The organism is Pseudomonas sp. H2_A10, assembly GCF_054680085.1.
In genome coordinates this window covers 4049604-4076111 of record NZ_CP162821.1, presented here as the reverse complement: position 1 = coordinate 4076111, position 26508 = coordinate 4049604, and the positions used below count along the sequence as shown (strand labels likewise).

Annotated in this window: 24 protein-coding genes and 1 pseudogene; 4 read left to right on the top strand and 21 right to left on the bottom strand. The window is 63.0% G+C overall.

The genetic code is table 11. The annotated features are described in order from the left end of the window. Positions 1-70: 70 nt before the first annotated feature. From AB4O23_RS19245 to AB4O23_RS19180, 14 genes and pseudogenes are all read right to left on the bottom strand, one after another. A pseudogene (locus tag AB4O23_RS19245) lies at positions 71-1154 on the bottom strand (protein-glutamate methylesterase/protein-glutamine glutaminase). A 4-nt stretch (positions 1155-1158) separates the two neighbouring features. Then, on the bottom strand, positions 1159-1647 hold the full coding sequence (cheD, locus tag AB4O23_RS19240) for a chemoreceptor glutamine deamidase CheD (protein ID WP_065876892.1): 489 nt from the start codon (positions 1645-1647) through the stop codon (positions 1159-1161). Further along, entirely contained in the window at positions 1644-2453 is an 810-nt protein-coding gene (locus tag AB4O23_RS19235) for a CheR family methyltransferase (protein ID WP_017529021.1), read from the bottom strand. The genes cheD and AB4O23_RS19235 overlap by 4 nt, the downstream gene beginning before the upstream one ends. Positions 2454-2462: 9 nt before the next feature. Then, complete coding sequence (locus tag AB4O23_RS19230; protein ID WP_460060272.1) at positions 2463-3002, bottom strand: chemotaxis protein CheW; 540 nt, start codon at positions 3000-3002, stop codon at positions 2463-2465. Positions 3003-3038: 36 nt separating this feature from the next. Beyond that, positions 3039-4697: a methyl-accepting chemotaxis protein gene (locus tag AB4O23_RS19225; RefSeq protein WP_017529023.1), complete on the bottom strand. Its 1659-nt coding sequence runs from the start codon at positions 4695-4697 to the stop codon at positions 3039-3041. Between the two features lie 30 nt (positions 4698-4727). Beyond that, positions 4728-6770 carry a chemotaxis protein CheA gene (locus AB4O23_RS19220; RefSeq protein ID WP_065876894.1) on the bottom strand — a complete coding sequence of 681 codons (2043 nt, stop codon included), beginning with the start codon at positions 6768-6770 and terminating at the stop codon, positions 4728-4730. Positions 6771-6810: 40 nt separating this feature from the next. Next, positions 6811-7098: an STAS domain-containing protein gene (locus tag AB4O23_RS19215; protein ID WP_068931601.1), complete on the bottom strand. Its 288-nt coding sequence runs from the start codon at positions 7096-7098 to the stop codon at positions 6811-6813. Between the two features lie 22 nt (positions 7099-7120). Next, complete coding sequence (locus AB4O23_RS19210; protein ID WP_017529026.1) at positions 7121-7489, bottom strand: response regulator; 369 nt, start codon at positions 7487-7489, stop codon at positions 7121-7123. Between the two features lie 9 nt (positions 7490-7498). Next, positions 7499-8410, bottom strand: a complete 912-nt coding sequence (locus AB4O23_RS19205) for a methyl-accepting chemotaxis protein (RefSeq protein WP_440447072.1) — start codon at positions 8408-8410, stop codon at positions 7499-7501. A 416-nt stretch (positions 8411-8826) separates the two neighbouring features. Next, positions 8827-9357, bottom strand: coding sequence for a sterol desaturase family protein (locus AB4O23_RS19200; RefSeq protein ID WP_017529028.1), 531 nt, complete (start codon positions 9355-9357; stop codon positions 8827-8829). A gap of 36 nt (positions 9358-9393) precedes the next feature. Then, positions 9394-9882 carry a response regulator gene (locus tag AB4O23_RS19195; protein WP_017529029.1) on the bottom strand — a complete coding sequence of 163 codons (489 nt, stop codon included), beginning with the start codon at positions 9880-9882 and terminating at the stop codon, positions 9394-9396. Next, on the bottom strand, positions 9879-12194 hold the full coding sequence (locus AB4O23_RS19190) for an ATP-binding protein (protein ID WP_460060270.1): 2316 nt from the start codon (positions 12192-12194) through the stop codon (positions 9879-9881). The genes AB4O23_RS19195 and AB4O23_RS19190 overlap by 4 nt, the downstream gene beginning before the upstream one ends. Next, on the bottom strand, positions 12191-12844 hold the full coding sequence (locus AB4O23_RS19185) for a response regulator (protein WP_017529031.1): 654 nt from the start codon (positions 12842-12844) through the stop codon (positions 12191-12193). Before AB4O23_RS19185 ends, AB4O23_RS19190 begins: the two co-directional genes overlap by 4 nt. Next, positions 12841-14007: a sensor histidine kinase gene (locus tag AB4O23_RS19180; protein WP_017529032.1), complete on the bottom strand. Its 1167-nt coding sequence runs from the start codon at positions 14005-14007 to the stop codon at positions 12841-12843. The genes AB4O23_RS19185 and AB4O23_RS19180 overlap by 4 nt, the downstream gene beginning before the upstream one ends. A gap of 154 nt (positions 14008-14161) precedes the next feature. Between AB4O23_RS19180 and AB4O23_RS19175 the strand changes: the two genes are divergently transcribed. Further along, on the top strand, positions 14162-14680 hold the full coding sequence (locus AB4O23_RS19175) for an SgcJ/EcaC family oxidoreductase (protein WP_017529033.1): 519 nt from the start codon (positions 14162-14164) through the stop codon (positions 14678-14680). A gap of 57 nt (positions 14681-14737) precedes the next feature. Here AB4O23_RS19175 and AB4O23_RS19170 read toward each other — a convergent pair whose 3' ends face one another. The 6 genes from AB4O23_RS19170 to AB4O23_RS19145 all read right to left on the bottom strand — a co-directional run bounded on the left by AB4O23_RS19170 (position 14738) and on the right by AB4O23_RS19145 (position 20777). Then, the gene (locus AB4O23_RS19170) at positions 14738-16360 is read right to left on the bottom strand and encodes a dipeptide ABC transporter ATP-binding protein (RefSeq protein WP_460069320.1); all 1623 of its coding nucleotides are present in this window, start codon (positions 16358-16360) and stop codon (positions 14738-14740) included. Next, the gene (locus tag AB4O23_RS19165) at positions 16357-17241 is read right to left on the bottom strand and encodes an ABC transporter permease (protein WP_065879136.1); all 885 of its coding nucleotides are present in this window, start codon (positions 17239-17241) and stop codon (positions 16357-16359) included. The genes AB4O23_RS19170 and AB4O23_RS19165 overlap by 4 nt, the downstream gene beginning before the upstream one ends. 3 nt (positions 17242-17244) lie before the next feature. Further along, entirely contained in the window at positions 17245-18195 is a 951-nt protein-coding gene (locus AB4O23_RS19160; RefSeq protein ID WP_017529036.1) for an ABC transporter permease, read from the bottom strand. Next, on the bottom strand, positions 18192-19820 hold the full coding sequence (locus AB4O23_RS19155; protein ID WP_175404217.1) for an ABC transporter substrate-binding protein: 1629 nt from the start codon (positions 19818-19820) through the stop codon (positions 18192-18194). The genes AB4O23_RS19160 and AB4O23_RS19155 overlap by 4 nt, the downstream gene beginning before the upstream one ends. A gap of 26 nt (positions 19821-19846) precedes the next feature. Further along, a complete protein-coding gene (locus AB4O23_RS19150; protein WP_189654370.1) occupies positions 19847-20023 on the bottom strand; it encodes a hypothetical protein in 177 nt (58 codons plus the stop codon). A gap of 577 nt (positions 20024-20600) precedes the next feature. Further along, the gene (locus tag AB4O23_RS19145; RefSeq protein ID WP_017529039.1) at positions 20601-20777 is read right to left on the bottom strand and encodes a con-10 family general stress protein; all 177 of its coding nucleotides are present in this window, start codon (positions 20775-20777) and stop codon (positions 20601-20603) included. Positions 20778-21102: 325 nt separating this feature from the next. On the opposite strand from AB4O23_RS19145, the gene AB4O23_RS19140 reads away from it, so the two are divergent. From AB4O23_RS19140 to AB4O23_RS19130, 3 genes are read left to right on the top strand one after another with little or no spacing between them, the layout of a single operon-like run. After that, a complete protein-coding gene (locus AB4O23_RS19140; RefSeq protein ID WP_065879135.1) occupies positions 21103-21324 on the top strand; it encodes a hypothetical protein in 222 nt (73 codons plus the stop codon). A gap of 14 nt (positions 21325-21338) precedes the next feature. Next, positions 21339-21854 (top strand): hypothetical protein, encoded by a 516-nt coding sequence (locus tag AB4O23_RS19135; RefSeq protein WP_065879134.1) that lies wholly within the window; start codon positions 21339-21341, stop codon positions 21852-21854. 8 nt (positions 21855-21862) lie between these two features. After that, positions 21863-22306, top strand: coding sequence for a DUF421 domain-containing protein (locus AB4O23_RS19130; RefSeq protein WP_017529042.1), 444 nt, complete (start codon positions 21863-21865; stop codon positions 22304-22306). Between the two features lie 7 nt (positions 22307-22313). Here the strand turns inward: AB4O23_RS19130 and AB4O23_RS19125 are convergent, their stop codons facing one another. Further along, a complete protein-coding gene (locus AB4O23_RS19125) occupies positions 22314-26459 on the bottom strand; it encodes a CheR family methyltransferase (protein WP_460150229.1) in 4146 nt (1381 codons plus the stop codon). Between the last annotated feature and the right edge of the window lie 49 nt (positions 26460-26508).

Below are 26508 nucleotides of genomic sequence, written 5' to 3'. Positions count from 1 at the left end.
AGTGGGTCAGGAACGGATGCATTCACTGACACGCCCTCATCGGGAGCAAGCTGCCTGCGCCACGGGCGGTTTACTTATGCAAAATCGCCTGGTGAATATCCTGCAACGCCATGATGCGCTGGGCGGCATTGAGTTTGATGGCTTCCTTGGGCATGCCGAACACCACGCAACTGGCTTCGTCCTGCGCCACCGTGGCGGCGCCGGCGTCGAGCATTTCCTTGAGGCCACGGGCGCCGTCGTCGCCCATGCCGGTCATGATGATGCCGGTGGCGTTCTTGCCGGCAAACTTGGCCACCGAGCGAAACAGCACATCGACGGAGGGGCGGTGCCGGTTGACCAGCGGCCCGTCGATGACCTGGGCGTGATAGAAGGCGCCGCTGCGGGTGACCATCAGGTGCTTGCCGCCAGGGGCGATCAGCGCAGAGGCCGGGGAGTATGCGGTCGTTGTTGCGGGCTTCGCGCACCTCGATCTGGCACACGCTGTTGAGGCGCTCGGCGAATGACGCGGTGAATTTCTCCGGCATGTGCTGCACGATCACCATGCCCGGGCACACCCTCGGCAGCGCCGTGAGTACCGCTTCCAGCGCTTGGGTGCCGCCGGTGGAGGTGCCGATGGCGACGATACGTTCGGTGGTCTGGGCCATGGCCTGGCCGCTGGCGGCGGGCAGGATCGCGTCGGCACTGAGTTTGCCCGCCGGTGCGGGGGCGGGTGTCGGCCGTGCGCTGCGCTTGCCCAGGTTCTTGACGTTGGAATGGGCGGCCGCGCGGATCGCGGCGACCAATTCCGGCGCCGACTCGATCAGGAAATTTTTCAAGCCAGTGGTGGGTTTGGTGATGACTTCCACCGCGCCGGCCGACAGTGCCTGCAGGGAGGTCTCCGCGCCTTTTTGGGTCAGTGAGGAGCAGATCACCACCGGCGTCGGCCGCTCGCTCATGATTTTGCGCAGAAAAGTGATGCCGTCCATGCGCGGCATTTCCACGTCCAGCACGATCACATCCGGCCATTCCCGGGCGAGTTTGTCCATGGCGAAGATCGGGTCGGAGGCCGCGCCCATGACGTGGATGTCCGGCGTGTCGTTGAAGATCGCCAGCAGCACCTGGCGTACCACGGCCGAGTCATCGACCAGCAATACACTGATTTTTTTGGAAGGCATGGTTTTAACGTTTTCCCATTGGTTGATGCCGGACCCAGACGTTGCCGTTCCACAGGTCGAACACAATAGTGCGATAGCCGGTACTGCCCATGTCCTGGGCCGTGAGGTGCAAATCATGGCGCTCGGCGAGGGCCAGCGCCGCGAGGACGTTCAGGCTGGCCACATTGCGCGCCGGCACGTACACCTGCGTGGGGAACATCTCGCCGCCGCCGAACACCTTTATCTGATAATCCTGTGGCCGCGTGCCGTGGGCGCGCGCGTGTTGAAGCAGCAGCTCCAGCGCTTCGTCACCGTATTTGCCATCCAGTGGCTGATCAACCCGCATGCGCGCCGGCAACATGAAATGGCACATGCCGCCGATCAACCGTTGCGGGTGCCAGAAGGTGAACGCCACGCAGGATCCCAACAGCGTGCGCAGGCGTGTCGGCCGCGTCACAAAGCTGACCTGGCCTGGCGCCAGGACCACCTCGGCGGCATCGACCGGCTTTTTCATGGCTTGCGGTAAATCGACGGCGCCACCAGCTTCAAGGTGTCGTTCACACCGTTGAGGCTTTCGGAGTGACTGATGATGAAATGGCCGCCGGGTTTAAGCTGCGGCAACAAGCGCGCAACCACTTGGCGCTTGGTCTGCTGGTCGAAGTAGATCATCACGTTGCGCAGGAAAATCACATCGAACTCACCAAGGCCGGGCAACGGTTCGTTCAGGTTGACCTGCACGAAGCTAACGCGGTTGCGCAGGCTCTTGTCGATCAGGAAGGTGCCTTCCTGGCGGCCGATACCTTTGAGGCAGTACTTGGTCAGCAGCGGCTGGGGCAGGGTGCCGGCGCGCTCCATCGAATAATGCCCGGTGCGCGCCTTGGCCAGTACCTGGGTGCTGATGTCCGAGCCGATCACTTCCCAGGGCGTGGTGCCCAGCGCCTCGGCCAGGGTCATCGCCAGGCTGTAGGGTTCTTCGCCCGATGAGCTGGCCGCGCTCCATACGCGAAACACTTTGCCTGGCGCGGCCCTGGGCAATACCTGCTGGCGCAGAAAGTCAAAGTGCTTGGGTTCGCGAAAAAAGTAGGTCTCATTGGTGGTCAGCAGGTCCAGCGCGACTTGCAGCTCGCCCTGGCGCTGGTCACTCATGATCAGTTGGAAATAATCCCCATAGCTCTGCAGCTCATAGTGCTTGAGGCGCTTGGACAGGCGCCCGGCCACCAGGGCTTTCTTGGCCGACGACAGGTTGATGCCTGCCGCACGGTACAGCCAGGATTGGAACTGACCGAATTCACGGTCGTTGAGCGAGGCGGTGTCTGCCATGATCGAGCCTCAACGCGCGTCGAGGTCGAGCGTCGGCGCCTGGGTGCTTTCAGCCAGGCTGGACATCTCATCGATAGACAGCACTTTGTTCACCTCCAGCACAATCACGAACTTGCCATCGACCTTGGCCATGCCGCCGATAAAGTCGGCGCGAATCCGCGCGCCGAAGCTGGGCGGCGGCTCGATCTGCGCCGCCGGGATCTCCTGCACGGCAGAGACCGTGTCCACCAGCAGCCCAATGTCCTGGTGCGGGCCATCGTCAGTGCTGGCTTCGATGATGATGACGCAGGAGCGCCGGGTAATCGACGAGTTAGCCCGGCCAAAACGCGCCGACAGGTCAACCACCGGCACCACGGCGCCGCGCAGGTTGATCACGCCGCGCACGAACGCGGGCATCATCGGCACCACGGTCAGGCTGCCGTATTCGATGATTTCCTTGATGCCCAGAATGCCGATGGCGAACATCTCGCCGCCAAGCATGAAGGTCAGGTATTGCGCATCCTCATCGGCCGCAACCACGGCCTGCCGGGTAGTCATTACTGCACCCATGTCATTCTCCCTGTGAGCCCGCATTGAGGGTTGCCATCAGAAACGGGTGAATTCCGATTCGTCCGGGGCGCTGGCCATGTTGTAGGCGAAGGCTTTGCGCGGGGCCTGCGGGGCCGGGCGCGGTGGCTGACGGCTGGGCTTGCTGCCCGGGCTGTCGGGGTTGCTGTTTTGCACCACGGCCTTCGGGGCGGAGTCGAGCACGAAAAAGCTCATCGCTTGTTGCAGTTGCTCGGCCTGGCTGCTCATTTCTTCGGCGGTGGCGGCCAGTTCCTCGCTGCTGGAGGCGTTCTGCTGGGTCACTTGGTTGAGCTGGGTCATGGCCGTGTTGATCTGCGCGACACCGGCGGCCTGTTCCTCGGAGGCGGCACTGATTTCCTGCACCAGGTCGGAGGTCTTGTTGATCGAGGGCACCATTTCGTCGAGCAACTTGCCGGCTTTTTCGGCCATGTCCACGCTGCTGGACGACAACTCGCCGATTTCCTGGGCGGCCACCTGGCTGCGCTCCGCCAGTTTGCGCACTTCGGCGGCCACCACGGCAAAGCCTTTGCCGTGCTCGCCGGCCCGCGCGGCCTCGATGGCGGCGTTGAGCGCCAGCAGGTTGGTCTGGTAGGCAATGTCATCGATGATGCTGATGCGCTGGGCGATTTTCTTCATCGCCACCACGGTTTGCTGCACCGACTCGCCGCCGTCGGTGGCTTCTTTGGCGGCCTTGCTGGCCATGCCATCGGTGACCTTGGCGTTTTCGGTGTTCTGGTTGATGCTCGCGCTCATCTGCTCCACCGACGCGCTGGTTTCCTCGACGCTGGCGGCCTGTTCGCTGGTGGCCTGGCTCATCGACTGCGCGGTGGCGCTGACTTGCTCCGAGGCGCTGGCCAGGTTGTCGGCGGCGTTGCGCACTTCGCCGATGATATGCGCGAGCTTGCCGACCATATCGCGCATGGCGTTGAGCACCATGCCGGTTTCATCCTTCGAGCCGGGCGCGATGGGCGCAGTGAGATTGCCTTCGGCCAATTGTTCGGCGGCGGTCGCGGCCAGTCGCAGCGGGCGCGAAATAATCCGCGCGATGAACAGGGCCAGGCCCAGGCCGATCAGCAGCGCCGCGCCCAGTGTCACGATGATCAACAGGCGTGATTCTTCATACAGCACCGAGCCCCGGTCACCGGCTACCGTGGCGCCGGCATCGTTGAGTTCGACCATTTTCTGCAGGCGGTTGGTCAACTCATCGAAGTGCGTCTTGGATTCGCCGCGCAGCAGGGCGCGCGCCTGGGCTTCCTGGTTCTGCCGGGACAGCTCCAGCAATTGCTGGCTGGCCGCGAGGTAAGCGTTCCAGGCGCTTTTCACTCCGGCCAGCAACTGACGGTCTTCGTCGTTCGACAGCAGTTGTTCGTAGGTGTCCAGCCGGGTTTCGAACTGCTGGCGCGCTTCCACCGCTTCGCGCTCGGCCTGGGCTTTCTCCTCGGCCACTTCGGTACTGATATTGCGGTTTTCCTTCAGCCGGTAGTTGGCGGCAAAAAAGCGCATGCCGGCCGCCGCGCGCATCGACGGCATCCAGTTGCCCCGGATCTCCTGCGCCGCATGGTTGACGGCGCCCAGTTGGAGGATGGCGAACGCGCCCATCCCCGCCGTGAGCGCCAGGACCACCAGGAATGAGCTGATCAACTTGGTGGAAATTTTAAGATCGTAGAACCATTTCATCGGGGAACCTCCATGGAAATTGCAAATGCTTCAGCGCACGACGACCGAGGCCTGGGGGGGCACCTGAGGCGTGCGCGCTTCTTGTTGTACGATTTGATTGAGCAGTGCCGGCACATCCAGGATCAGGGCCACCGCGCCGCTGCCCAGGATGGTCGAGCCGCTGATGCCGCGCAGCGCGCCGAACAGCTTGCCCAAGGGTTTGATCACGGTCTGGAACTCGCCGAGCAGGTCATCCACCACCAGCCCGGCCTTGTGCTCGGCATAGCGCACCACCACCACGTTCTGGCGGCGCGCCGCCGGGCCTTCGTGGCTGAAATGCTCGCGCAGGTCGACCAGCGGCAACACCTCGCCACGCAGGTCCAGGTAACCCTGGTCGCGGCTGGATTGGCGCTGGCGTTCGTCCAGTTCGATGCATTCCTGAACCATGTCCAGCGGAATCACGTAAGTGGATTGGTCGATGCCCACCAGGAAGCCATTGATGATCGCCAGGGTCAGCGGCAGGCGAATGCGCACCACGGTGCCCTGGCCAGGGCGGCTGTCGAGGTCGACGGTGCCGCGCAACAGGGTGATATTGCGCTTGACCACATCCATGCCGACGCCGCGTCCGGAGAGGTTGGTCACCGCCTCGGCCGTGGAAAAGCCGGCTTCGAAAATCAGGTTGTAGATCTCCTGGTCGCTGAGCTGCGCGCCGCTGGCGACCAGCCCGCGCTCCTGGGCTTTTTCCAGGATCCGTTCGCGGTTGAGCCCGGCACCGTCGTCGGCGATCTCGATCACGATGCTGCCCGAATCGTGATATGCGTTCAGGCTCAGGTGGCCCTTGGCTGACTTGCCTGCCGCGCGCCGGGCGTCGGCATTTTCGATGCCGTGGTCCATGGCATTGCGCAACAGATGCATCAGCGGGTCGCCGATTTTCTCCACCACGGTTTTGTCCAGCTCGGTTTCCGCACCGTTGATGATCAGGTCGATGTCCTTGCCCAATTCCTGGCTGACATCGCGCACCACGCGGCGGAAGCGATTGAAGGTGTCGCCGATCGGGATCATGCGCAGGTGCAGGGCGCCATCGAGGATCTCTTCCACCAGCCCCGACACGGTGGAGGTGGCTTCCTGCAACGGATCGTTGTTGCAGGAGCGGGCCAGCAGGCTGGCACCGGCGCTGGCGATAACCAGCTCGCCCACCAGGTTGATCAATTCGTCGAGCTTGTCGGCATTGACCCGCACGTAGGCGCCATCGCGGGGCTTGGCGTCGCTGGCCGTGGCCACGCGCTGTTGCGCAGCTTGCGTGGGGCTGGCGGGCGCGGCCTGGGTGACCAGCTCGGTGCCGGTGGCGGGGCCACTGTCGCTCGGCTCATCAACGGCGCAAATCTGTACTTCACAGTCATCGCGCACGAAATCGAAGACTTCGTTGAGGGTTGTGTGGCTGGCATTCGAACGCAGGTCGATCTCGAATCCCAGGTAGCAGCTTTCCGGGTCCCAGGCGTCCACGGGTGGAATGCTGTCGGTCAGGGTAGTGACCTGTAGCACCTGGCCCAAGGTGTCGAGGTAACGCAGGAAGGACAACGGGTCCATGCCGTTGCGAAACACGTCCACGCCGAAGCGCAGGGAAATATGCCAGAGCAGCTCGGCCTGAGGCGCGTCATCCGTCACGGCGATTTCGCCGCCGGCGGGGGCGGCCTGCAGCGGCTGATAGGCGCTCAGCGCCTCGCGCAACACCTCACCGCGTTCCAGCGTGGCAGGCTGCAGCGCGCCGTCGTGATGGTCGACCGCCTCGATCAGTTCGAGCATGTGGTCGCCGCACTTGAGCAGCAGCGCGATCAGCGCCGCATCCACGGTTACACTGCCCTCGCGCAGGCGGTCGAGTACATCTTCGACGATATGCGTGAACCCGACGATGGGCGCCAGGCCAAACAACCCAGCGGAGCCCTTGATGGTATGTGCGGCGCGAAACACCGCGCCGATGGCATCCTCATCACCTGGCTCGTTTTCCAATTGCAGCAGGGATTGCTCCATGACCTGCAACAGCTCGCGTGCCTCGACGATAAAGGTCTGCTGTGCCTGATCGAGATTAATACTCACCTGGACATTCCTTTGTCGCTCATTGATCGGCTATGGCGCGCTAAAACAGCGTGCCGCCACATAAATGCAATGTTTGGGTAATCGCCTGGCTCTGCCCTACAAGGCTGACCGGCGTGCCGCCGGCGGCGGCTTCACGGCGGATCACCGCCAGTAATTGCAGGCCGGCGCCGTCGATTTCCGTGACCTCTGACAGGTCGACCTCCAGGCGCGGCGCAGTGCTGATCCGGGGCAGCAGCGCAGCGGCCAGTTCGGCCACGGTGTAGATCGTCAGCTCGCCCTCGATGCCCACGCGGGCGGCGCCGTCGAGTGTTTCATGGGTGATAGGCATGGGGCCTCCGGGCCGTCGGCGATCAGGGCAGGATCAACTTGGACACCGCCGCCAGCATCTGCGCCGGCTGGAACGGCTTGACCACCCAGGCTTTGGCGCCCGCGGCCTGGCCCTCGGCTTTTTTCGATTCCTGCGATTCGGTGGTCAGCATGATGATCGGCGTGAACTTGTAGCTGGCCAGCTTCTTGACCTCCTTGACGAAGGTGATGCCGTCCATGTTGGGCATGTTCACGTCGCTGATGATCAAGTGCACCTTCTGCCCGTTGAGCTTGCCCAGCGCGTCCTTGCCATCGCACGCCTCGATCACCTCATAGCCGGCGCTCTTCAAGGCAATGCCGACCACTTGGCGCACGCTGCTGGAGTCGTCCACCACTAATACATTCTTTGCCATGCTGTGCTCCTAGAAAAAGGTGATGTCTTGTGAAGTCTGTTGCGCAGCGGCGTCGCCATGGTGTGTGCGCCGCTGCTCGTCGGTGGCGTAAGTGGCCTCCATGCGCGCCAGCCATTGCCGCGCATCCACGTTGACCGGCTGGTCCGGCGACTGGCTGGCCTGCAGCAGGTGTTCATGCAGGGCATGCATGTTGTCGCGCACGTGACTGAGGATCTGGCTGACCCGGTCCTGGAATTGCAGGTTGACCAGCACGTCGGTCATCTCGTCGCGAATCCCGTAGCTTTCCTGCTTGAGCAGATCGGCGGAGTCGGCCAGGCGACCGGTGATGTTCTGAAAGCGTTCGAGCACCTGCTGGATACTCTGCTCGGACGCCGCGACCGAGTGGCTGTCCTGGTCGGCGCTGCTGGAGGCCGCTTGCACCAGTTGGGTGATGGCGTTATTGATGATGTCGACCTTGGCCGACATCTGCTGGCCGGTCTCGCTGGACTTGCTCGACAGGCTGCGTACCGCATCGGCCACTACCGCAAAACCACGACCGGCTTCACCGGCGCGTGCCGCTTCGATCGCCGCGTTGAGGGCCAGCAGGTTGGTTTGTGCCGCAATGGCCGCCACGTCGGCGGCCATGCTGCGCAACTCACCGGTATAGGCAGTGAGGCTGCGCACTTGGGACAGGGTCTGGTCACGGCTCGATTGCGCGGCCTTGAGGGAGTCGATCACTTGGCTCAATTCGCTGTCGCTGCGCGCCAACACCTTGAGGGCTCCGTCGGCGGCCTGCCCGTCGAGCTCGCCGGCGGCTTGCTGCGAGGCCTGCACGGTGTCTTGCAACCGCGTGGAAATACCGGTGAAACGATTCGCCAGGCTGACAATGGCGTCTTCAGTCTGCTGGCGCGAGCTTTCCACGTGTTTGGCCCAGATCGGCATGGCGCCCAGCAAGACTTCGTCGAGTTGTGCCCGTGCATCCGCGCTCTGTTGCCCGGCCTGCGCCGCGCAAGGGGCGGCCAGCGCAAGGGCGCGCTGCACGGCTTGGCGCTGCGCCCGGGCGCTCCAGGCGCACGCGCCCAGGCCAACCAACGCCAGCCCCACGCAGGCCGCCAGGTTGGCCGGGGAGGCGGACTGCACGAGTATCCAGGCGGCGGCGGGGATGACCGGGATGAAAGCGAACCAAAGAAAACGCGGATGACCAGGAAGGGCAGTACGGCTGGATTGACTCTGGGTCATGAGTTCGGTCCCTGAACAGTGTTGCGGATATAAATAACATAGGAGTTATCCGCCCCAACCGCCGTAACTTTAGACCTCCCTGTATGCCTTCCGTCTGGTTTATGACCGCTACGTTACGTTCACTCCGTTGTTTCAACCCGTGCCGGCGTGCGAATAAACGTGCGAAACACGTGGTCCCACAGCGGTGAAGAGACCCCGAAGTTTTTTTCGATGCCTTGGCGGTGATGCAGGTCGTGGTTGGCAACCAGCCCCGGAATATAGCGATACGCCCAATGCTCGGGGCGGTGCATCACGTAATGCACCGAGATGTAATAGAAGTAGCCGGTCACCGCGCCGATGAACGCCGAGGTCAGGCCGGTGTACCAGGCAAACAACAGCAGCGCGGCAAAGGTGGAGCTGGTTTTCCAGCTCGACACCCCGATATAGGCCAGTACATCAATGTGATGGGTCCAGTGCTCGCGGCGATACAGCGAATGGAACAGAAAACGGTGCGCGCAATACTCCACCAGCGTCCAGGCCAACAGGCCGGCGAGCAATTGCCACGGGGCAAGCGGCGCCAGCCAGAGCGCAAAGCCGATGAACAAGGGGATGGTGAAAAAATCCAGGTAATACGCGACTGACGACATCAGCCATTTGTTCGAAGCCGCCATGTGCGGGTCGTCCTTGAGGTGCGATCGATGGGGGAACTAGACCGGAGCGTCCCCGGCGGCGTGGAGATTGCCCGTTGATTCACGCCGTTGCAACAACTCGATCTGCTGCGCGGGTATCAGCTTGCGCAGGGTTTTGTACAGCGCGCGGGTTTCCAGCAGGTTCCATACCCGCAACATGGTTTCCAGCGCGTCCAGTGGTTTGCTGATGAAGTCGCGTGCGCCCAGGGCCAGGGCGCGCAGGCGGGTGTCGCGGGTGGCGTCGGCGGTGAGCACCAGGATCGGCAGGTATTCGCCCTGGGGGATGCGTCGGTTGAGTTGTTCGAGCACGGCAAAGCCGTCGAATTCGGGCATGTGCAGGTCGAGGATCACCAGGTCCGGCTCGAAGCTGTTGAACAGTTCCAGGGTGCGCAGCGGCTGGGTACTGCTCAGTACATGGGTCAACCCTTCACGGGCGAGCAGTTGCTCCACCAGTTCAAGGTTCGGGCGTTGGTCGTCGATGATCAGAATGCGCAGGTCGGTGTTCACGCGGGCTCCGGAAAATACTGGTCGAGGTGGGCGAGAAACGCCGGGATGTTGATGGGCTTGCTCAGCACCGCCGTTGCGCCGGCGTCCTGCAAGGCCCGGCGGGTAGGGTCGCTGGCATCGGCGGTGATCATCAGTACCGGGATGTCGTGGGTGAGCGCCGAGCCGCGCAAGCGCTGCAGCACTTTCAAACCGTCGATGTCCGGCAGCGAAACATCCAGCAGAATCAGCTGCGGCCGATGCTGTGCGGCCAGGTCCAGGCCCAGTTGGCCTTGCATGCTCGACAGCAGCTTTATCCCCGGCCGGCGTTGCAGCAGGGTTTCGATCAGCGCCAGGCTGGAGAGGTTGTCTTCGATGCACAACACGTTGCCCTGCACCCGGCAAGCGGCGGGGGCAGGGCGCTTCCATTCGCTGTCGATCACCGTGGGCACCCTGAGCGGTGAGCCCGGCAGGCGCGCGAACGGCAGCTCCAGGGTAAAGCGTGAGCCGATACCGACCTGGCTTTGCACGGTCAGCCGGCCGTCCATTTGCTCCAGCAGGCTTTTGCTCAGCGCCAGGCCCAGGCCGCTGCCTTCCACATTCGGGTCGGCACCCAGGCGCTCGAACGGGGTGAACAACTGCCCCAGGTGACCCGCCGCAATGCCTGTGCCGGTATCGCACACCGCTACACCGATACGCGGCCCGTCGACCGTGACCTCGATGCTCACCTGGCCTTCGCGGCGGTTGTATTTGATCGCATTGGACAGCAGGTTCAGCAGCACCTGGGTGAGGCGTTGGCGGTCGGCAACGATGCCGATATCGGCCGCCAGCGGGGGCAGGGGCTGCAATTGGATAGCCGCGTCGGTCGCCATGGGGGACACCAGCGTCAACGCCTCTTGCAACACCTGCGTCAACGGGATCGGGGCAATGTTCAACGCCAGGCCTCCCGCTTCGATCTTGGCAATGTCCAGCACCTCGTTGATCAGCGTCAGCAGGTGCTGGCCGGCGCGCAGGATATGCCCGACCTGGGCCTTTTGTGTCTTGGCCGCGTCCATGTCCAGCAACTGCGCAAAACCCAGGATCGAATTGAGTGGCGTGCGCAGCTCGTGGCTCATGCGCGACAGAAACTCGCTTTTGGCGCGGCTGGCGCGTTCGGCTTCCTCGCGGGCGGTGCGCAAGGCGATTTCGGCGGCGCGGCGGTCGGTGATGTCGCGGGTGATCTTGGAGAAGCCACGCAACGCGCCGGTGCCGTCGTACTGCGCGGTGATCACCACACTGGCCCAGAAGCGCGTGCCGTCCTTGCGGCAGCGCCAGCCCTCTTCGGTGTAATCGCCGTTGCCGGTGGCCTCGCGCAAGGCCATGTCCGGGTGCTGCGGGCACTCCTGGGGCAGGTAGAACACCGAGAAGTGCCGCCCGATGATTTCCTGCTCGGTGTAACCCTTGATGCGCTCGGCGCCGTTGTTCCAACTGGTGACATGGCCCGCGGTGTCGAGGGCAAAGATCCCGTAGTCCTTGACCCCGTCGATGATCAGCCGCAAGCGTTCCTCGTTGTCGCGCAAGGCGCGTTCGCGTTCGGCCAGCAGCAAGCCGGCTTCCACCAGGCGCGTGCCCAGTTGGCCGATTTCGTCGTGTTCCGGCGGTTGCGGCAACAGCGGGTGGCCCAGCGCCAGGCGTTGCGCATTGCGTTGTACGTTCTGTACCCGCGCGACAATCCCCTTGGACAGGAACAGCACCGCGACAATGGCGCCGAACAAGCCGCACACCGCCGCCAGCCAGGTCGACAGCAATAAGCGCTGACGGGTCTCGTACGCCGCCGCGCTGCGCTCGGCCAGCAAAGACGCTTCCAGGGTGAGCATGGTGCCGATGTGTTGGCGCAAGGCATCGAGGATGTGTTTGTTGCTGATCAAAATGGCGCTGATCGAGTGCGGTGTGGCGTGGCTGTCGTCGAGCATGTCTTGCAGCCCGTCGATCTTGCCGTCAATCAGCGGCTTTATCGCGTTGAGTTGCTCGCGCACCCGCTGATCGCGAACGTTGCGGTCGAGCCGCAGCAGCGCGGCGTCAATCTGCGGCCTGGCGTTGCGGTAACTGGGCAGGAAGTCCTCGCGCCGGGTCAGCAGGTAGCCGCGCACGCTGGCCGCCGCTTCGGCGAGCAGGGTGTGCACGGCCTGGATATCGCCTTGCACGCGCAGCACCCGGCGCACGTCTTCTTCGGCGCGCGCGGTCTGGCGTTCGGTGGTGTAGATCAGCACCAGGGACAGTAACAGCACCACCAACGGCAACGAAATAACCACCAGCGCCTTACCCCGCAGGGGCAGGTCGGCCCAACGGCGCTTCATGGTTGTGCCACCAGGCCCAGGGCGATACCACGCACGGCCGCCTGGGTGCGGTCGGCCGCGCCGAGCTTGCCGATCACCCGTTCCACATGGGCCTTGGCCGTGCCGGTGGTGATGCCCAGGTGTTCACCGATGGCGCGGTTGCTCATGCCGTTGGCCACCAGCCCCAGGACCTGGCGCTCCCGTGGGGTGAGGTGTTCGCTGGGCGCCACGCCGCTGGCCTGGCGTTCGGCCATGCGCCGTAACAGGCGTGCGCTGACAGCCGCGTTGAGCGCTTCGCCGCCGGCGGCCACTTGCTGCAAGGCTTGGATCACCTCGGCACGGCTGGCGTCCTTGAGCAGGTAGCCCAGCGCGCCGGCATTCATCGCCGCTTCCAGGTGGTCGGGGCTGTCGTCCATGGTGAATATCACCACTTTCACCGTCGGCAGGCGTTGTTGCAGCACGCGCGCCGCGCCCAGGCCGTTGAGCACCGGCATGCGGATATCGAGAATGACGATATCCGGCAGCAGTTGTTCGCACAGCTCCACGGCATGTTGGCCGTCACACGCCTGGCCGACCACTTCGAACTGCGGGTGGCCGGCCAGCAGCGCGACAAAACCGGTGCGCGTGACTTCATGGTCGTCCGCCAGGACCAGGCGTAACACCTTGCTCATGGTGCAACTCCGTTGAGGCCGGCCGGCACGCTGGCCTGCAGGCGGGTGCCGCCATCGATCACGCTGGCGCAGGTGAAGCGCCCGCCCAGCAGGCTGGCGCGCTCGTGCATGGTGGCCAGGCCCAGATGCCGGGCCTCATCCCGGGGGTGGTCGTGTGCGAAGCCTTTGCCGTTGTCGTCCACCTGTAAAACGGCCATCTCGTCGCGCAGCTCCAGGGCCAGTTGCACCTGGCTGGCACGCGCATGCTTGAGGACGTTATTGATGGCTTCCTGGCCGATCCTGAACACAGCAATTTCCACCTGGCTGGGCAGCCGCTGCGCACAGTGCGAGCGCCACACCACGTTGATGCCGGCGTCACGCAGGCGGTCGGCTTCTTTGTCGAGGGCTTTGAACAGGCCGAAATCGTCCAGCACCGTGGGGCGCAGGCCCGCAATCAGTTGGCGGCCTTCGCCGACGGAGTGCTGGGCCAGGCTGAGAATCGCCTGCAAGTCCGCGGCCAAGGCGTGTGGCAGGGGCGGGCAGCGGCCGGCGAACCCTTGCAGCCGTTGATGCAAACCGGCGAGGGTTTGCGCCAGGCCGTCGTGCAGGTCGTAGGCTACGCGTTTGCGTTCGTCTTCCTGGGCGCGAAGCAAGCGGTTGACCAGGTCGGACAGCGTACGGTCGCGCGCCTTGAGGGTGGTCAACAGCCGATGGTTTTCCAGGTGAGTGGCCAGCAGCGTGGCAAGCAATTGCACGGATTCGCTGTCTTCATGCTCCGGCGCGCGCAGGCTGACGCTATTGCCCAGCACCAATACGCCAAAGGCCTGGCCGTCACTGCCGCGCAAGGGTACTTGCAGCACGCTGTGCGGCTGGTCGTGCCAGCGTGGCGCACGCAGGTCGCGGTCGGCAAGGGCGGCCAGGCTGGCCACCCGCGCGGGGCTGCCATGGCGGGCGGTGGCACTGGCGCTGCCCTCGGCATCCCATTCCTGCAGCACCCCGTGGTCCATCGCGAGGAACGCACAGGCCCTGACAAGCACCTGTTCGCGCATGGCCTCGGGGGCCAGTTGAGCCAGTTCCTGCCCGGTCTCCACCAACAGGCGCAGGCGCGCTGCGCGGCTTTGCGACTGGCGAAAATGCGCGCGCATGGCCAAGGCGCTGCCGGGATCATGAGGTGTGTCGTGCATGCTGAATGTTCCGGTCGCGAGGACGCTTATTAGACCTTGCCAGGCCCTTGGGCGCTATCTGCCAAATGGCATAGGCAAATGACTCCGGTTGGCCGATGGCGGCGGCTGGGCAGGTTGGCAAAGTGGGCTCACCGATCACCACTGGAGTTTCGTCATGCAATTCAAACCCGCCGCCATCGCCCTGATGTTTGCCTTGAGCGCACCGTTTGCCCAGGCCGCCGAGACCGCCCCGTATGTTTACCGTGAGGTGGCGCAGGCCCCGACCAACCTCAAAGACCGCGAGATCGCCGGCTTGTTCGACCGCTGGAACAGCGCCTTGCAGACCGGCAACGTTGACTCGGTGGTTGCCCTGTATGCGCCGGGCGCGGTGTTGCAGCCTACGGTGTCGAACCAGGTACGCACCACGCCAGACCAGATCAAGGATTACTTCGACCACTTCCTGGCGCTCAAGCCGGTAGGCCAGATCAATTACCGCGAGATCCGCCAGTTGGGCAGCAATGTGGCCATGGACAGCGGGGTCTATACCTTCACCCTGACCGAAGCGAACGGTAAGAAGCGTGAGGTACAGGCGCGCTATACGTTCGTTTACGAACAGGTGGGCGGGCAGTGGAAGATCCTCAACCATCATTCGTCGGCGATGCCCGAAATGCAGGTCAAGCACGCCAAGCAATAAAGGCGTGTTTATTGTGGCGAGGGGCAAGCTCCCTCGCCATAGGTGCAGGGTTCGTTCTCAACTGAACTCGGCGGCCACCTGGCCTGGGATCGCCGCGATCAGCTCACGGGTGTACGCGGTGACCGGGCGGTTGAAGATCTGCTCCACCGACCCCTGTTCCACCACTCGGCCATTGCGCAGCACCAGTACCTCGTGGGCAAAGTTGGCGACCACCGACAGGTCATGGGAGACCAGCACATAGGCAATACCCATGTCCCGTTGCAGCGTTTCGAGCAGCTCCAGAATATGCGCCTGCACTGACACATCCAGCGCGCTGACCGGTTCGTCGAGCAGCAACAGGTCGGGTTTCAAGGCCAGGGCGCGGGCGATAGCGACGCGTTGGCACTGGCCCCCGGACAGCTCGCGCGGCAGGCGGTCGAGGAAGCTCACCGGCAGGTGCACGCGGCTGATCAACTCACGCGCGGCGTGTTCCAACGCCGCCCCCTTGAGCAGGCCGAACGACACCAGCGGCTCAACGATGCTGTCGAACACCGTAAAGCGCGGGTCGAGGGCGGCGAACGGGTTTTGTTGCACCAGTTGCAGGCGTTGGCGCAACGGGCGGAACTGGCGCCAGCTCAGGTCGGTGACGTCCTGTTGCTCGAAGCAGACGCGGCCCTGGCTGGGTTTCTCCAGGCCCAGGGCGATACGCAGCGCGGTGCTCTTGCCCGATCCGGACTCGCCGACGATGGCCAGGGTCTGGCCGGGGTACACCTGTAAGTTGAGGTCCTCCAGGGCCAGCAAGGTAGCGGCCTCGCCCTTGACCTTGGGCAACGCGAAGGTCTTGCCGACGTGGTGCAGGCTCAGGATCGGCTGGCGCCCCAGGTCAAGATTGATCAGCGGCGCACGGCGCTTGGCGAAGGCGGGCGCGGCGGCAATCAGGGCGCGGGTGTAGTCGTGAGCGGGCTGGGCGAGGATCTGGCGGGGCGGGCCTTGTTCGACCACTGCGCCGTGTTGCATCACCAGGATGCGGTCCGCGCGGTCGGTGGCCACGCCCAGGTCGTGGGTGATGATCAGCAGTGAAATCCCGCGTTCACTGACCAAGCGTTGCAGGTGGTCGAGGATTTTGCGCTGCACGGTGACGTCGAGGGCGCTGGTGGGCTCGTCGGCGATGATCAGGCGCGGGTTGCCGGCCAGGGCAATGGCGATCAGTACGCGCTGGCGCATGCCGCCGGAGAGTTCATGGGGGTACTGGCGCGCGCGCAGTACCGGCTTATCGATGCCCACCTGTTGCAGCAACGCGACAACGTCCGCGTCGATGCCGGGGTAGCGCTTGCCCTTGGCCGATATCAACGCTTCGCCGATCTGCTGGCCAACGCGCAGGGTGGGGTTGAGGCTGACCATCGGGTCCTGGGGCACCAGACCGATGGTACGGCCGCGCAGGTTGCGTTTCTGGCGCTCGCCGGCGTGGCTCAGGTCGCTGCCATCGACCCACAGCTCACCGGCGCTGATCCGCGCATTATCCGGCAGCAACCCGAGGATGGCGTTGGCCAGGGTGGTTTTGCCCGAGCCGGACTCGCCGACAATCGCCACGGTTTCGCCCTGGGCGATGCTAAATGACAGCCCGCGCACCGCCGGGTTGAGCTGGCCGCCGGCGCGGTAATCGACCGCGAGCTGGCGTACATCGACCAGAAACGCGCTCATCGCTGGGCCTCCTCGAACGTACGGGCGATATGGTTGAGGCTGAACACCACCGCGACCAGGAACAGGCCTGGCAGCAACGACACCCAGGGCGCGGTGATCAGAAAGTGCCGGCCATTGGCGATCAACGTGCCCCATTCCGCCGCCGGTGGCGCGGCGCCGAAACCGAGGAAACTGAGGCCGGCGGTGGCGAGGATCGCCGCGCCGAAGTCCAGCGTCGCCAGCACCGCCACCGGCCCCCAGGCGTTCGGCAGGATGTGCCGCAGCAACGTGCGGCTCCAGCTGGCGCCGCCCAGGCGCGCGGCTTCGACGTAGGGCAGGGTTTTCACGCGCAAGACTTCAGCGCGGGTGGTGCGCGCAAACCCCGGGATAATGCCGATCCCCACGGCAACGGCCACCGGCACCGTGCCGAAGCCGATGGCCGTGACAATCGCCAGGGCCAGCAACAGGCCGGGCAGGGCCAGCAACACATCGACAAACCGCATGATCACCGCGTCGACACGCCCGCCGGTAAACCCGGACAGAATGCCCAGGCCAAGCCCACCCACCAGCGCGATGCCCACCGCCAGCGACGCGGCCAGCACCGACAGGCTGGCGCCATGCACCACTCGGGTAAACAGGTCGCGGCCCAGCTCATCGGTGCCGAACCAGTGCGTCAGGTTCGGCGCGCTGAGCTTGTCCGCCGGCGCGGTGGCGTAGGGGTCGAAGCTGCTCAGCAGTTGCGGCGCCACGGCGGCAACCAACGAAAACAGCACCACCAGCACGGCCAGGCTGAACCCCGGCCGACGCAGCAAGGGCCGCAAGGTGGCGGCAACCCGTTGCAGGGGGCTGCGGCGGCGCCAGAGCGGCGCCGAAAGCGCCAGGTTTCGATTAAGTGTGGTCATGGTTCAGGACACCTTTGGCGTGTGTGAAATACGCGGGTCGAGCCAGGGGTAAAGCAGGTCCACCAACAGGTTCACCAGCACAAACGCAGCCGCCGACACCGCGACAATCGCCAGCACCACCGGGATGTCCTGGCGCAGCACCGCTTCCTGGGCCAGGCGGCCGATGCCGGAGCGGGCGAAAATGGTCTCCACCAGCACCGCGCCGGACACGGTATTGCCGACCTGCAAACCGATCAGCGTGAGGATCGGCAGCGCGGCGTTCTTGAACCCATGGCGGGCCTGCACCTGGCCCCGGCTCAGGCCCTTGGCGTAGGCGGTGACGATGTAGGCTTCTTTCCACACCCCCTGGAAGCTGCGTTGCAGCACCTGGGCGTACACCGCCGCGCTCGGAATCGCCAGGGTGACCGCCGGCAGTACCAGGCTTTCAACGCCCCGGCTGCCGGTGGCGGGAAACCACCCCAGGCCAAACGCAAACACTTGGATCAACAGCAGGCCCATCCAGAACACCGGCACCGAAAAGCCCAGGGACGGCAGGCGCGCCAGCGCTTTCTTCAGCGGTTGCCAGCGGATATACGCGGTGAGGTAAGCCAGGCCGATGCCGCCCAGCAGTGACAGCACAATGGCCAGGCCGGCCAGGGATAACGTCTGCGGCAAACGTTCGACCAACAGCTCGGCCACCGGGCGGTTAAGCGATAACGATTGGCCGAAATTCCCGCGCAGTGCCCCCAGCAGCAAGTCGACGTACTGTTCGAACACGCCTTTGTCCAGCCCGTAATAAGCCCGCGCCTTGGCCAGGTCTTCCACCGACAGACCATCGGCCTCCATGCCCGACGCGCTGAGCATGATCGACAGCGTGTCACCCGGCAGCAGATACAGAATGAAGTAAGTGATGCTATACGCGCCCCAGAGCACCAGTAGCGCCTGGCCGACACGGCCGATCAGGTAGCGGCTCATGGCGTGCTCACGTCGATATCACCCAGTAACGCAAAGCCCTCGGCGGTCCAGCGAAAGTTCTTCACCCTGGGCGATGTCGCCGCCTGCCACACGCGCTCGTACACCGGGAACGCCGAGCCTTGTTCCACCAACAGGTCCTGCAGGTCGCCGTAAGCGGTGGCGCGTTGTTGCTGTTGGGTGGCGGTGATGCCTGCATCGAACAGGCTCTTGGCTTTGTCCAGCGCGGCCGGTTCGTAAAGGTTGGTGGCCAGGGTCGAGCTGTTGGCGGTGCGCGGGTCGAGGATGGTTTGCAGGATGATCGGATCGGCGCGAGTCATGTAGGTGCTGGTCAGGTCATAGTTGCCGGCGCTGTTGTTGGCGACCCATTCGGCACGGGTGACCACGTTGAGCTTGAGCTCGATGCCGACTTTGCGCAGTTGGTCCTGGATCAACACATCGCCGGCGGTCTCGGCCGGTGTGATGTTGTAGCTCAGGCTCAGGCGCTTGCCGTTCTTGCTGCGATAACCGTCCGCGCCCTTGGCCCAGCCCGCCTGGTCCAACAGGTGCGCGGCAGCGGCCGGGTCATACGCCAACTTGCTGCCTTGGCTCTTGAAGTAAGGCGTGGTCACGTCATAGATGCCGTCCACCACCGGGAAGTCGGCGTTGTACACGGTGCTGGCATAGCTCTTGCGATCGATGGCTTTTTGCAGGGCCTGGCGTACCTGTTGGTCGGCCAGTACCCGCTCGCCACGGGTGTTGGGGTACAGGTTCAGCGCCGGGCCCGGCAACGAGCGGCTCTGGAGGGTGGCGCCCTTGGCCTGGAACAGCTTCAGGTCCACCTCGGAGAACGGGTTGCGCGGCCACAGGATGTCGGCTTTGCCTTGCAGGAACAGGCCGTTGCGCACGCTCTCTTCGGGGATATAGCTGACGTCGACGGCATCCAGGTGCGCTTCGCCCTGGTTTTGCATGTTGGCCGAGGCCCAGGCGTAGCCCTTGCGTTTGGTCAGGTGCGCGCCGACTTCCGGCGTGTAGCTGGCCAGCACGAACGGCCCGGTGCCGATGATCTTGCCGAGCGAGCGCTCCTTGGCGCTGAGCGCGTAGGAGGCTGGCGCCAGGATCGCCAGGTTGGTGGTGGACGTCGCTTGCAGGAAACCGGCGTTGGGCTTGGCCAGCACCAGCTTGACGGTCAGGTCGTCCACCACTTCGGCGTGGTCGAACCCGGCCAGGTAAGTGGCGCCGAAAGTGGCCGGCAACTCGCGGGCCAAGGCCTTGTTACTGTCGAACGCGGTTTTCACCGCCTGGGCATTGAAGCGCTCGCCATTGCTGAAGGTCACATGGTCGCGCAGGTGGAAGGTGAAGGTGAGCGCGTCGTCGCTGACTTCCCAGCGTGTGGCCAGCCACGGGATGATCTTGCCGGTCTGTGGGTCCTGGTCGGTGAGGGATTCGGCCACATTGCGCAGCAGCACACGGTGTTCGAGCCAATACACCTGGAACGGGTCGACACTGACCAAGGTGGTGTTGTCGCCAAAAAAGGCGATGTTCAGGGTTTTGCCCGCCGGGGTGTCGCTGCCCGGTGAACAGGCGACCAGGCTCAAGGCCAGGGCGCCGGCGGCCAGCAGACGGCTTGGCAGATGCGATTTATTCAATGGAGTGCCCTCGTGTTCGGTTTGGCTTAAAAGTCGTAGGCCAGCTTGGTGTACCAGTAGCCACCGCCCGGGTAGAACGGCGGGTTGCCGTACGCCGCCAGGCCGAGGCTGCTGTACACCGCGTGTTGGTCGGGGCGTACGTCGAAGATGTGGGTGCCGTCGACGCTGACAGTCAGGTGATCGGGGGCGGCAAGGTCTGGCATGAGGGGAGGGGTCCATGTCTGCTGGGGGTGTGTACGTCCTCCGCCGGGCATGGGGTCGGTCTGTGAAGCGAAGATAAGCCTATAAAAAACCGGAGTGAAAGTCTTTTTAGGAATAAGCTAATTATCAGATATTGTTATCTTGCGTAATCATAAAATGATTTGTTTTTATGTTGAGGTCCTTGCATGCCGCTTCCGATGTGGCCTTCACGTGTTGACAGGACGGCGTTCGGGGCGTGGTGCAGTGGGCAGAGCATTGGTCTTCCCGCATCCGCGCGAGGGCATGTGCGGCGGCCTGCTGTTTCCAAGGGGCACCGGCTCGTGCGGAGGGGCATAAAGAAGGGGACGTCATATTGAAGTGGATGCAACTTAAATTGCACTTCCCAGCGGTGGGTATTTATCAGCGCGGGCAAATATCTACAGCGATGAAGTTGTGTCAGGAGAAGAAGGCTTAATAGGTACAGTTAGGCATGGGTAGGCAGGGTTAGTTGTCCACGGCAACCTATAGCGTGCGGGTCAAATGACTAACTTCTTTGCCCAGTAAGAAAGGGGCAGCCAAGGCCGCCCCCTTTTCGCTCACTTACGATTTGCGGCCGCCACCATGGCTGTGTTGGCCGCCTTTGCGCCCGGCCTCGGAGGCTTTTTCCCGATCGTTGGCAAAGTTGCCACCCGATGCTTGACCGCCTTTTTTACCGGCCTCGGACGCTTTTTCGCGATCGTTGGCGAAGTTGCCTGGGTTCTTATTACTAGTCGTCATGGTCTTTCTCCAATTGAATAGCAGGTAGCGGGTTGTCGCTTCGCTAGTTGCCCGTGAATGTCACAGGTACTTATTCCGATAACGCCGCTTGCGAAAACGTTTTGTGAATGTATAAAAACGGCGATGAACGGTCGGTCGTGTGAAAGAACTTATACAAGGTGCATAAAATACCGCCGCTTCGTCTAACTTTTATCAAGGCCTGGGAGAGTGCATGGATAGCGTTCGTGCCGCTTCGCTGAGTGGATACGTTTATCTGTGAACAGCGAAAAAGAATGAACCCCGGCCGTCCTGGTTAAACCAAACCTGTATCAACGGGAGGTGCATCATGCCATTCACTTATTTCTGGATTTTCCTGGCCGTCATCCTGCTGTTGCTCGACCTTTGGGTCATCAACAGCGTCTGGCGAAGCGACAATTCAACCGGCAACAAGGCGGGCTGGACGGCTATGGTCGTGCTGCTGCCGTTTTTAGGGCTGGCGATCTGGAGTATCGCGGGGCCGCGCGGTGTGACCAAAGGCCCATCTTCGCCCGAACATAGCAAAGGCTGAGCCGAAGGTGCCCTATGAAGCCCCCTGCGCATAACGACTTGCACAGCCGGAGCTATCCGGTGAATGAAGACATGACCCTGCAGCGCAAGGTCTGGCGCTTCGAGCGGTGGGGTTGGTATGGGTTGGTGGTGTTGATGGCGCTGACCTTGGCCGGGCTGTTCTCCAAGGGGCCGCTCAGCACCGCCGACGTGCGCAGCGCCGATGGGCAACTGCGCGTCGAGCATCAACGGTTTCTGCGCAACGGGTCGTCCGATGTGCTGGTCATCCATCTGCGGGGCAAGGCGCGCGAGCCCCTGGAGGTAGCCCTCAGTGGCGAGTTGTTGCGTGGCTTCAATGTTGAAATGCTGCAGCCGCAACCCCTCAAGGCCAGCACCGCCGGCGAAGGCGTGAAACTGTGGCTGCTCACCGATGATGACGGGCATGCGGTGTTGTACCTGACGTTGCGCAGCGACGGCGTGGGTAGCTTCGACACCCAGGTGGCGCTCGCCAACGGCGCGTCCGTGCGTTTTTCACAATTCATCTATCCGTAGGGGGCGCCATGGACTCGGTATTGCGCGCAGCCGCGATTTACCTGGTGTTGATGATTCTGTTCAAGATCGCCGGCAGGCGCTCCCTGGCGGAACTCACCACCTTCGACCTGGTGCTATTGATGGTGATCAGCGAGGCGACTCAGCAGGCGTTGCTGGGCGAAGATTTTTCGTTGACCAACGCCGTGCTGGTGATTGTCACGTTGATCGCCATCGATATCGGTTTGTCCTTGGTCAAACAGCGTTCGCGCTGGTTTTCCAGGGTGTTGGATGGCGGGCCGACGATTGTGGTCGAAGACGGCAAGGTGCTCGCTGAACGTCTCAAGCACGCGCGCCTGGATGAGAGCGATATTCTCGAAGCGGCCCGCTCCGCCCAAGGCATTCTGGCGATTGATCAGATCAAATTCGCGATCCTTGAGCGCAACGGCAAAATTTCGATTATCCCCTTTGAATAAGCCCCACCTACCGCTGTGAGCGGCAGAGTTTTTCGATCAGGCTGATCAACGAGTCATGGGTCACGGGTTTGCTGACATGGGTGTTGAAGCCCGATTCGGCGTGCTTTTTCTGGTCCGTGCTGGCACCGTAACCGGTCAGGGCAATGGCGGGAACCTTGTGCAGATGGTCGATCGTGCGCAGTTTGCGCATCAGCTCATGACCGTTCATTTTCGGCATGCCGATGTCGGAAATAATCACGTCGTATTGAGCCTCGCGGGCGTTTTCAAGGGCGTTCTGCGGATCACTGAACGCACTGACCTCGGCGCCTTCCATTTCCAGCAATAAATTCAGTACTTCAAGCACCTCCGCCGAATCGTCCACCAACAGCACCTTGACGCCATTCAAACGCTCGTCCTCGGCCTGAGTGTCGCTGGCGTCCGGCAGGTGGTGTTGTTGCGGGCTCAGTGGCAACAGAATGGAGAAGGTGCAACCAAAGCCCAGGCCTTTGGAGTGAACACTCACCGTGCCATCGTGCGCTTCGACCAATTGGCGTACCAGCGACAAGCCGATCCCCAGGCCCTCGCGCTGATGGGTCTGGTGCTGGTTTTCGGCTTGCCCGAACAGGTCGAAGATTTTTTCCAGGCTGTCGTCGGCGAGCCCGGCGCCGCTGTCGATCACGTCCAACTGGGCGTGCCCGTCCTTGCGGCTGACCACCAACTGCACCTGGCCATTCTCCGGCGTGAACTTAAGCGCATTGTTGATCAGGTTCCAGATCACTTGCTCGATGCGCGTCGGGTCTGCGTCGACGATCAGCGCTCCACCTTCGGATGGCGTTTGCAGGGTCACCTGGCGACGATGCCCGTCTGCGAGCACCACGCTATGGATATCCTGGAGTGTGCGAATCAGGTCGACCGGTTGTTTTTTCAGCTTGAGCTTACCGGTACGCACCCGAGCGACGTCCAACAGGTCGTCGATGATCCGCGCCTGGTTGGACACGGCCTCGCAGATGGTATCCACCGCCCTGATCGCAGGGCCCGCCGACTTGGTGGCGGGCAGGCGCCGCAGCAATTCGGCGTTCAGCTGGATCAGGTTCAATGGGTGCTTGAGTTCGTGCGACATCACCGCGAAGAACTCATCCTTGAGATGGCTGTTGGTCTGGGTTTCCATCAACCGCTGACTCTGTTCGTCCTGGGTGCGTTTATGCCCGGTGAGGTCACGGGCAATCTTCACGTAGCCCTGCAAGCTTGCGCTCTTGAGCAGGGTGACTTCGCCGCTGCAATAGAACCGGCTGCCGTCCTTGCGCACATGCCAGCGTTCATCTTCGCCACGCCCATGTTCGCGGGCCGCGCGCAGTTCGCTCTCCGGCACGCCGGCGGAGCGGTCCTCGGGCGAAAAAATCAGGTCGTAATAAGCGCCCAGCACTTCGTTCTTGGTGTAGCCGAAGATCAGTTCGGCGCCGGTGTTCCAGTCGGTAATGGCGCCGTGGTCATTGAGGATGATGATGGCGAAATCATGGGTGCTTTCGGCCACCAGGCGCATGCGTTCTTCGCCCAGGCGCAGTTCCTCTTCGGCCTGGCGCCGCTTGGTGATATCGATAAAGGTCAGCACGGTGCCGTCGATGTGGTCTTCGCTGGAGCGGTAGGGCAGCAACCGCGCGATGTACCAGCGCGCATCCTTACTGCTGATCTCGCGTTCGATCATGCTCAGCGACTCAAACACGTTCGTCGCGTCATCGCTCATTTGCGGGTAGTCGAGGCGGCGCGTGATGTCCATCAGCGAGCGCCCGGTGTCCACCGGCAGCATGCTGAAAATATCGGTGGCACGCGGGGTGAACCAGCGGATGCGCATGTTGCGGTCGACGAACACGGTGGCGATGTCGGTGGAGGCGATCAGGTTGGTCAGGTAGTCGTTGACCTTGTCCGTCTCTTCAACCTTGGTCTTGAGCTCGTAATTGACCGTCAACAGTTCCTCATTGATCGATTGCAGCTCTTCCTTGCTGGTTTCCAGTTCCTCGGTGGCCGAGCGCAACTCTTCGTTGATCGCCTGCATTTCCTCGTTGGAGGCCTTGAGTTCCTCGCTGGAGACTTCCGCCTGCTCAATGGTGTCCTGCAGGTGCAGCTTGGTGCGTTGCAGCTCGCGCTCCAGGTTGCTCATGATCTGGTTTTCCGCATGGCTGACGGTGTCGGCCTCGGACTGTTGCGGGTCGATTTCGGCTTCCTGGAACATCACCAGCACATAGTCGTTTTCGGTGGCCTCGTCGCGGTAGGGGCGGGCGCTGATGTCCACCAGGTAAGTGCCCTGTTCGCGTTGGATGCGAACCTTGCGCGAAGTCACGCAGGTGTTCGATTGCTGGACCTGGAACAGGGTGGTGCGGATATCCAGGCGCAGGTCGGGGTGGACCAGCGCCAGCAGGTTGTGGGTGATTTCCCCGGCGACATAACGCAGGAAGCGTCCCGCGCCTTCGCTCATGTGCAGGATATCGGCGTGGATATCGACAATCACGCTGGGCGGTGCGGCCTTGGCCAGGGCGCGCAGGTGGATATCGGCGAACGAAACCTTGTTGGGCGCCGGCGCCGCGGCGGCAACGGCGGTGGTGTTCGGGCGCAGGTAACCGCCACGCGGCATGGTGGGCGCGCGACGCACCGCGGAGGAGCCGGCGCGCACCCGGAAGATACGGTTGCGCTTGTCCACCGGCACAAACAGGTCGAGGCAACCGTCGACCGACTCCGATGAACCCAGGAACAGGTAGCCACCGGGGCGCAGCGCAAAGTGGAACAGTTGCAGGATGTCGCGCTGCACGTCGCGGTCCAGGTAGATCAGCAGGTTGCGGCACACGATCAGGTCTATCTGCGAGAACGGTGGGTCAGCCAGCAGACTGTGCTTGGCGAACAGCACCTTTTCGCGAATCTCCTTGCGCACGCGGTAGTGCTGGTTTTTCTCCTTGGCGAAGTACTGGCGCAAGCGTGACGGCGGCACGTCGGTGATGATCGCTTCGGGATACACACCGTTGCGGCCGTGGGTAATCGCACGCTCATCGATATCGGTGGCAAACACTTGCATCTTGGCGTTGCTGGCATCCAGCGCCAGTTGCTCGGTCACCAGCATCGCGAGGCTGTAGGCCTCCTCACCGGTGGAGCAGCCGGCCGACCAGATACGCACTTCCTCGCGGTGCGGCACGCTGTCTTCCAGGGACTTGACCAGGTTGGGGATCACATCCCGCTCAAGGGCTTCGAAGGCCTCGCGGTCGCGGAAGAAGTTGGTCACGCCGATCAGCATATCGCCCAGCAATGCCTTGGTTTCTTCCGGGTGTGATTGCAAAAAGTTGTAATAGGTCGCCAGGTCCGGTTGCGCCGTCACTTGCAGGCGACGCTCGATACGGCGCAGCACGGTGGCGCGCTTGTAGTGCTTGAAGTCATGGCCGGTACTGGCGCGCAGTTGGATCAGGATGTCCAGCAACAACTGCTCCGCCACGGCCGCATCGCGCTCGTTGGCCGGCGGGGTGGTGCGGATCTCGGGGTCATTGGCGGTGGGCAGGATGATCGCTTGGGCATTGCGCCACAGCTCCAGCAACTTCTGTGGCATCTCCACCACGGGCAGTACCAGGTCGACCATTTGCGTTTCCAGCGCGGCCAGGGGCATGCCGTCGAACTCGGCATCTTCCGGCGTTTGTACCAGCGTGATGCCGCCTTGCTCCTCGATCCGTGAAAGCCCTACCGCGCCATCCGAGCCGGTACCGGACAGCACCAGGCAAAACGCGCGTTCTTTATGGGTGTCGGCCAGGTCGCGAAAAAACAGGTCGATGGCAATGTGCGAGCCGCCTTCGCGTACCGACGGCGATACGGCCAGATAGCCATCATTCATCGTCAACAACTGCGCGGGCGAAATGACATACACCTGGTTTTTTTCGATCGCCATGGTGCTGTTGACCTGGGTGACCGGCATGCCGGTCGACTCCTGGATGATCTTGTCCGCCACGCTCTGATGGTCGGGGGACAGGTGCAGGATCACCACGAACGCCATGCCGCAGTCTTTGGGCATGTGTTCAAAAAAACTCTTCACCGCTTGCAGTCCGCCTGCCGACGCGCCAATTCCCACCACCGGGAAATCCAGATTGCTGGGGGTCAATTCCTTGCGTTGCGGAACGTTCGGAGACCGCAGGGGGGCAGACTTCATAAATACCAACCTTTTTAACTGCGCACGTGAAGAGTGTGTAGAGGGTACG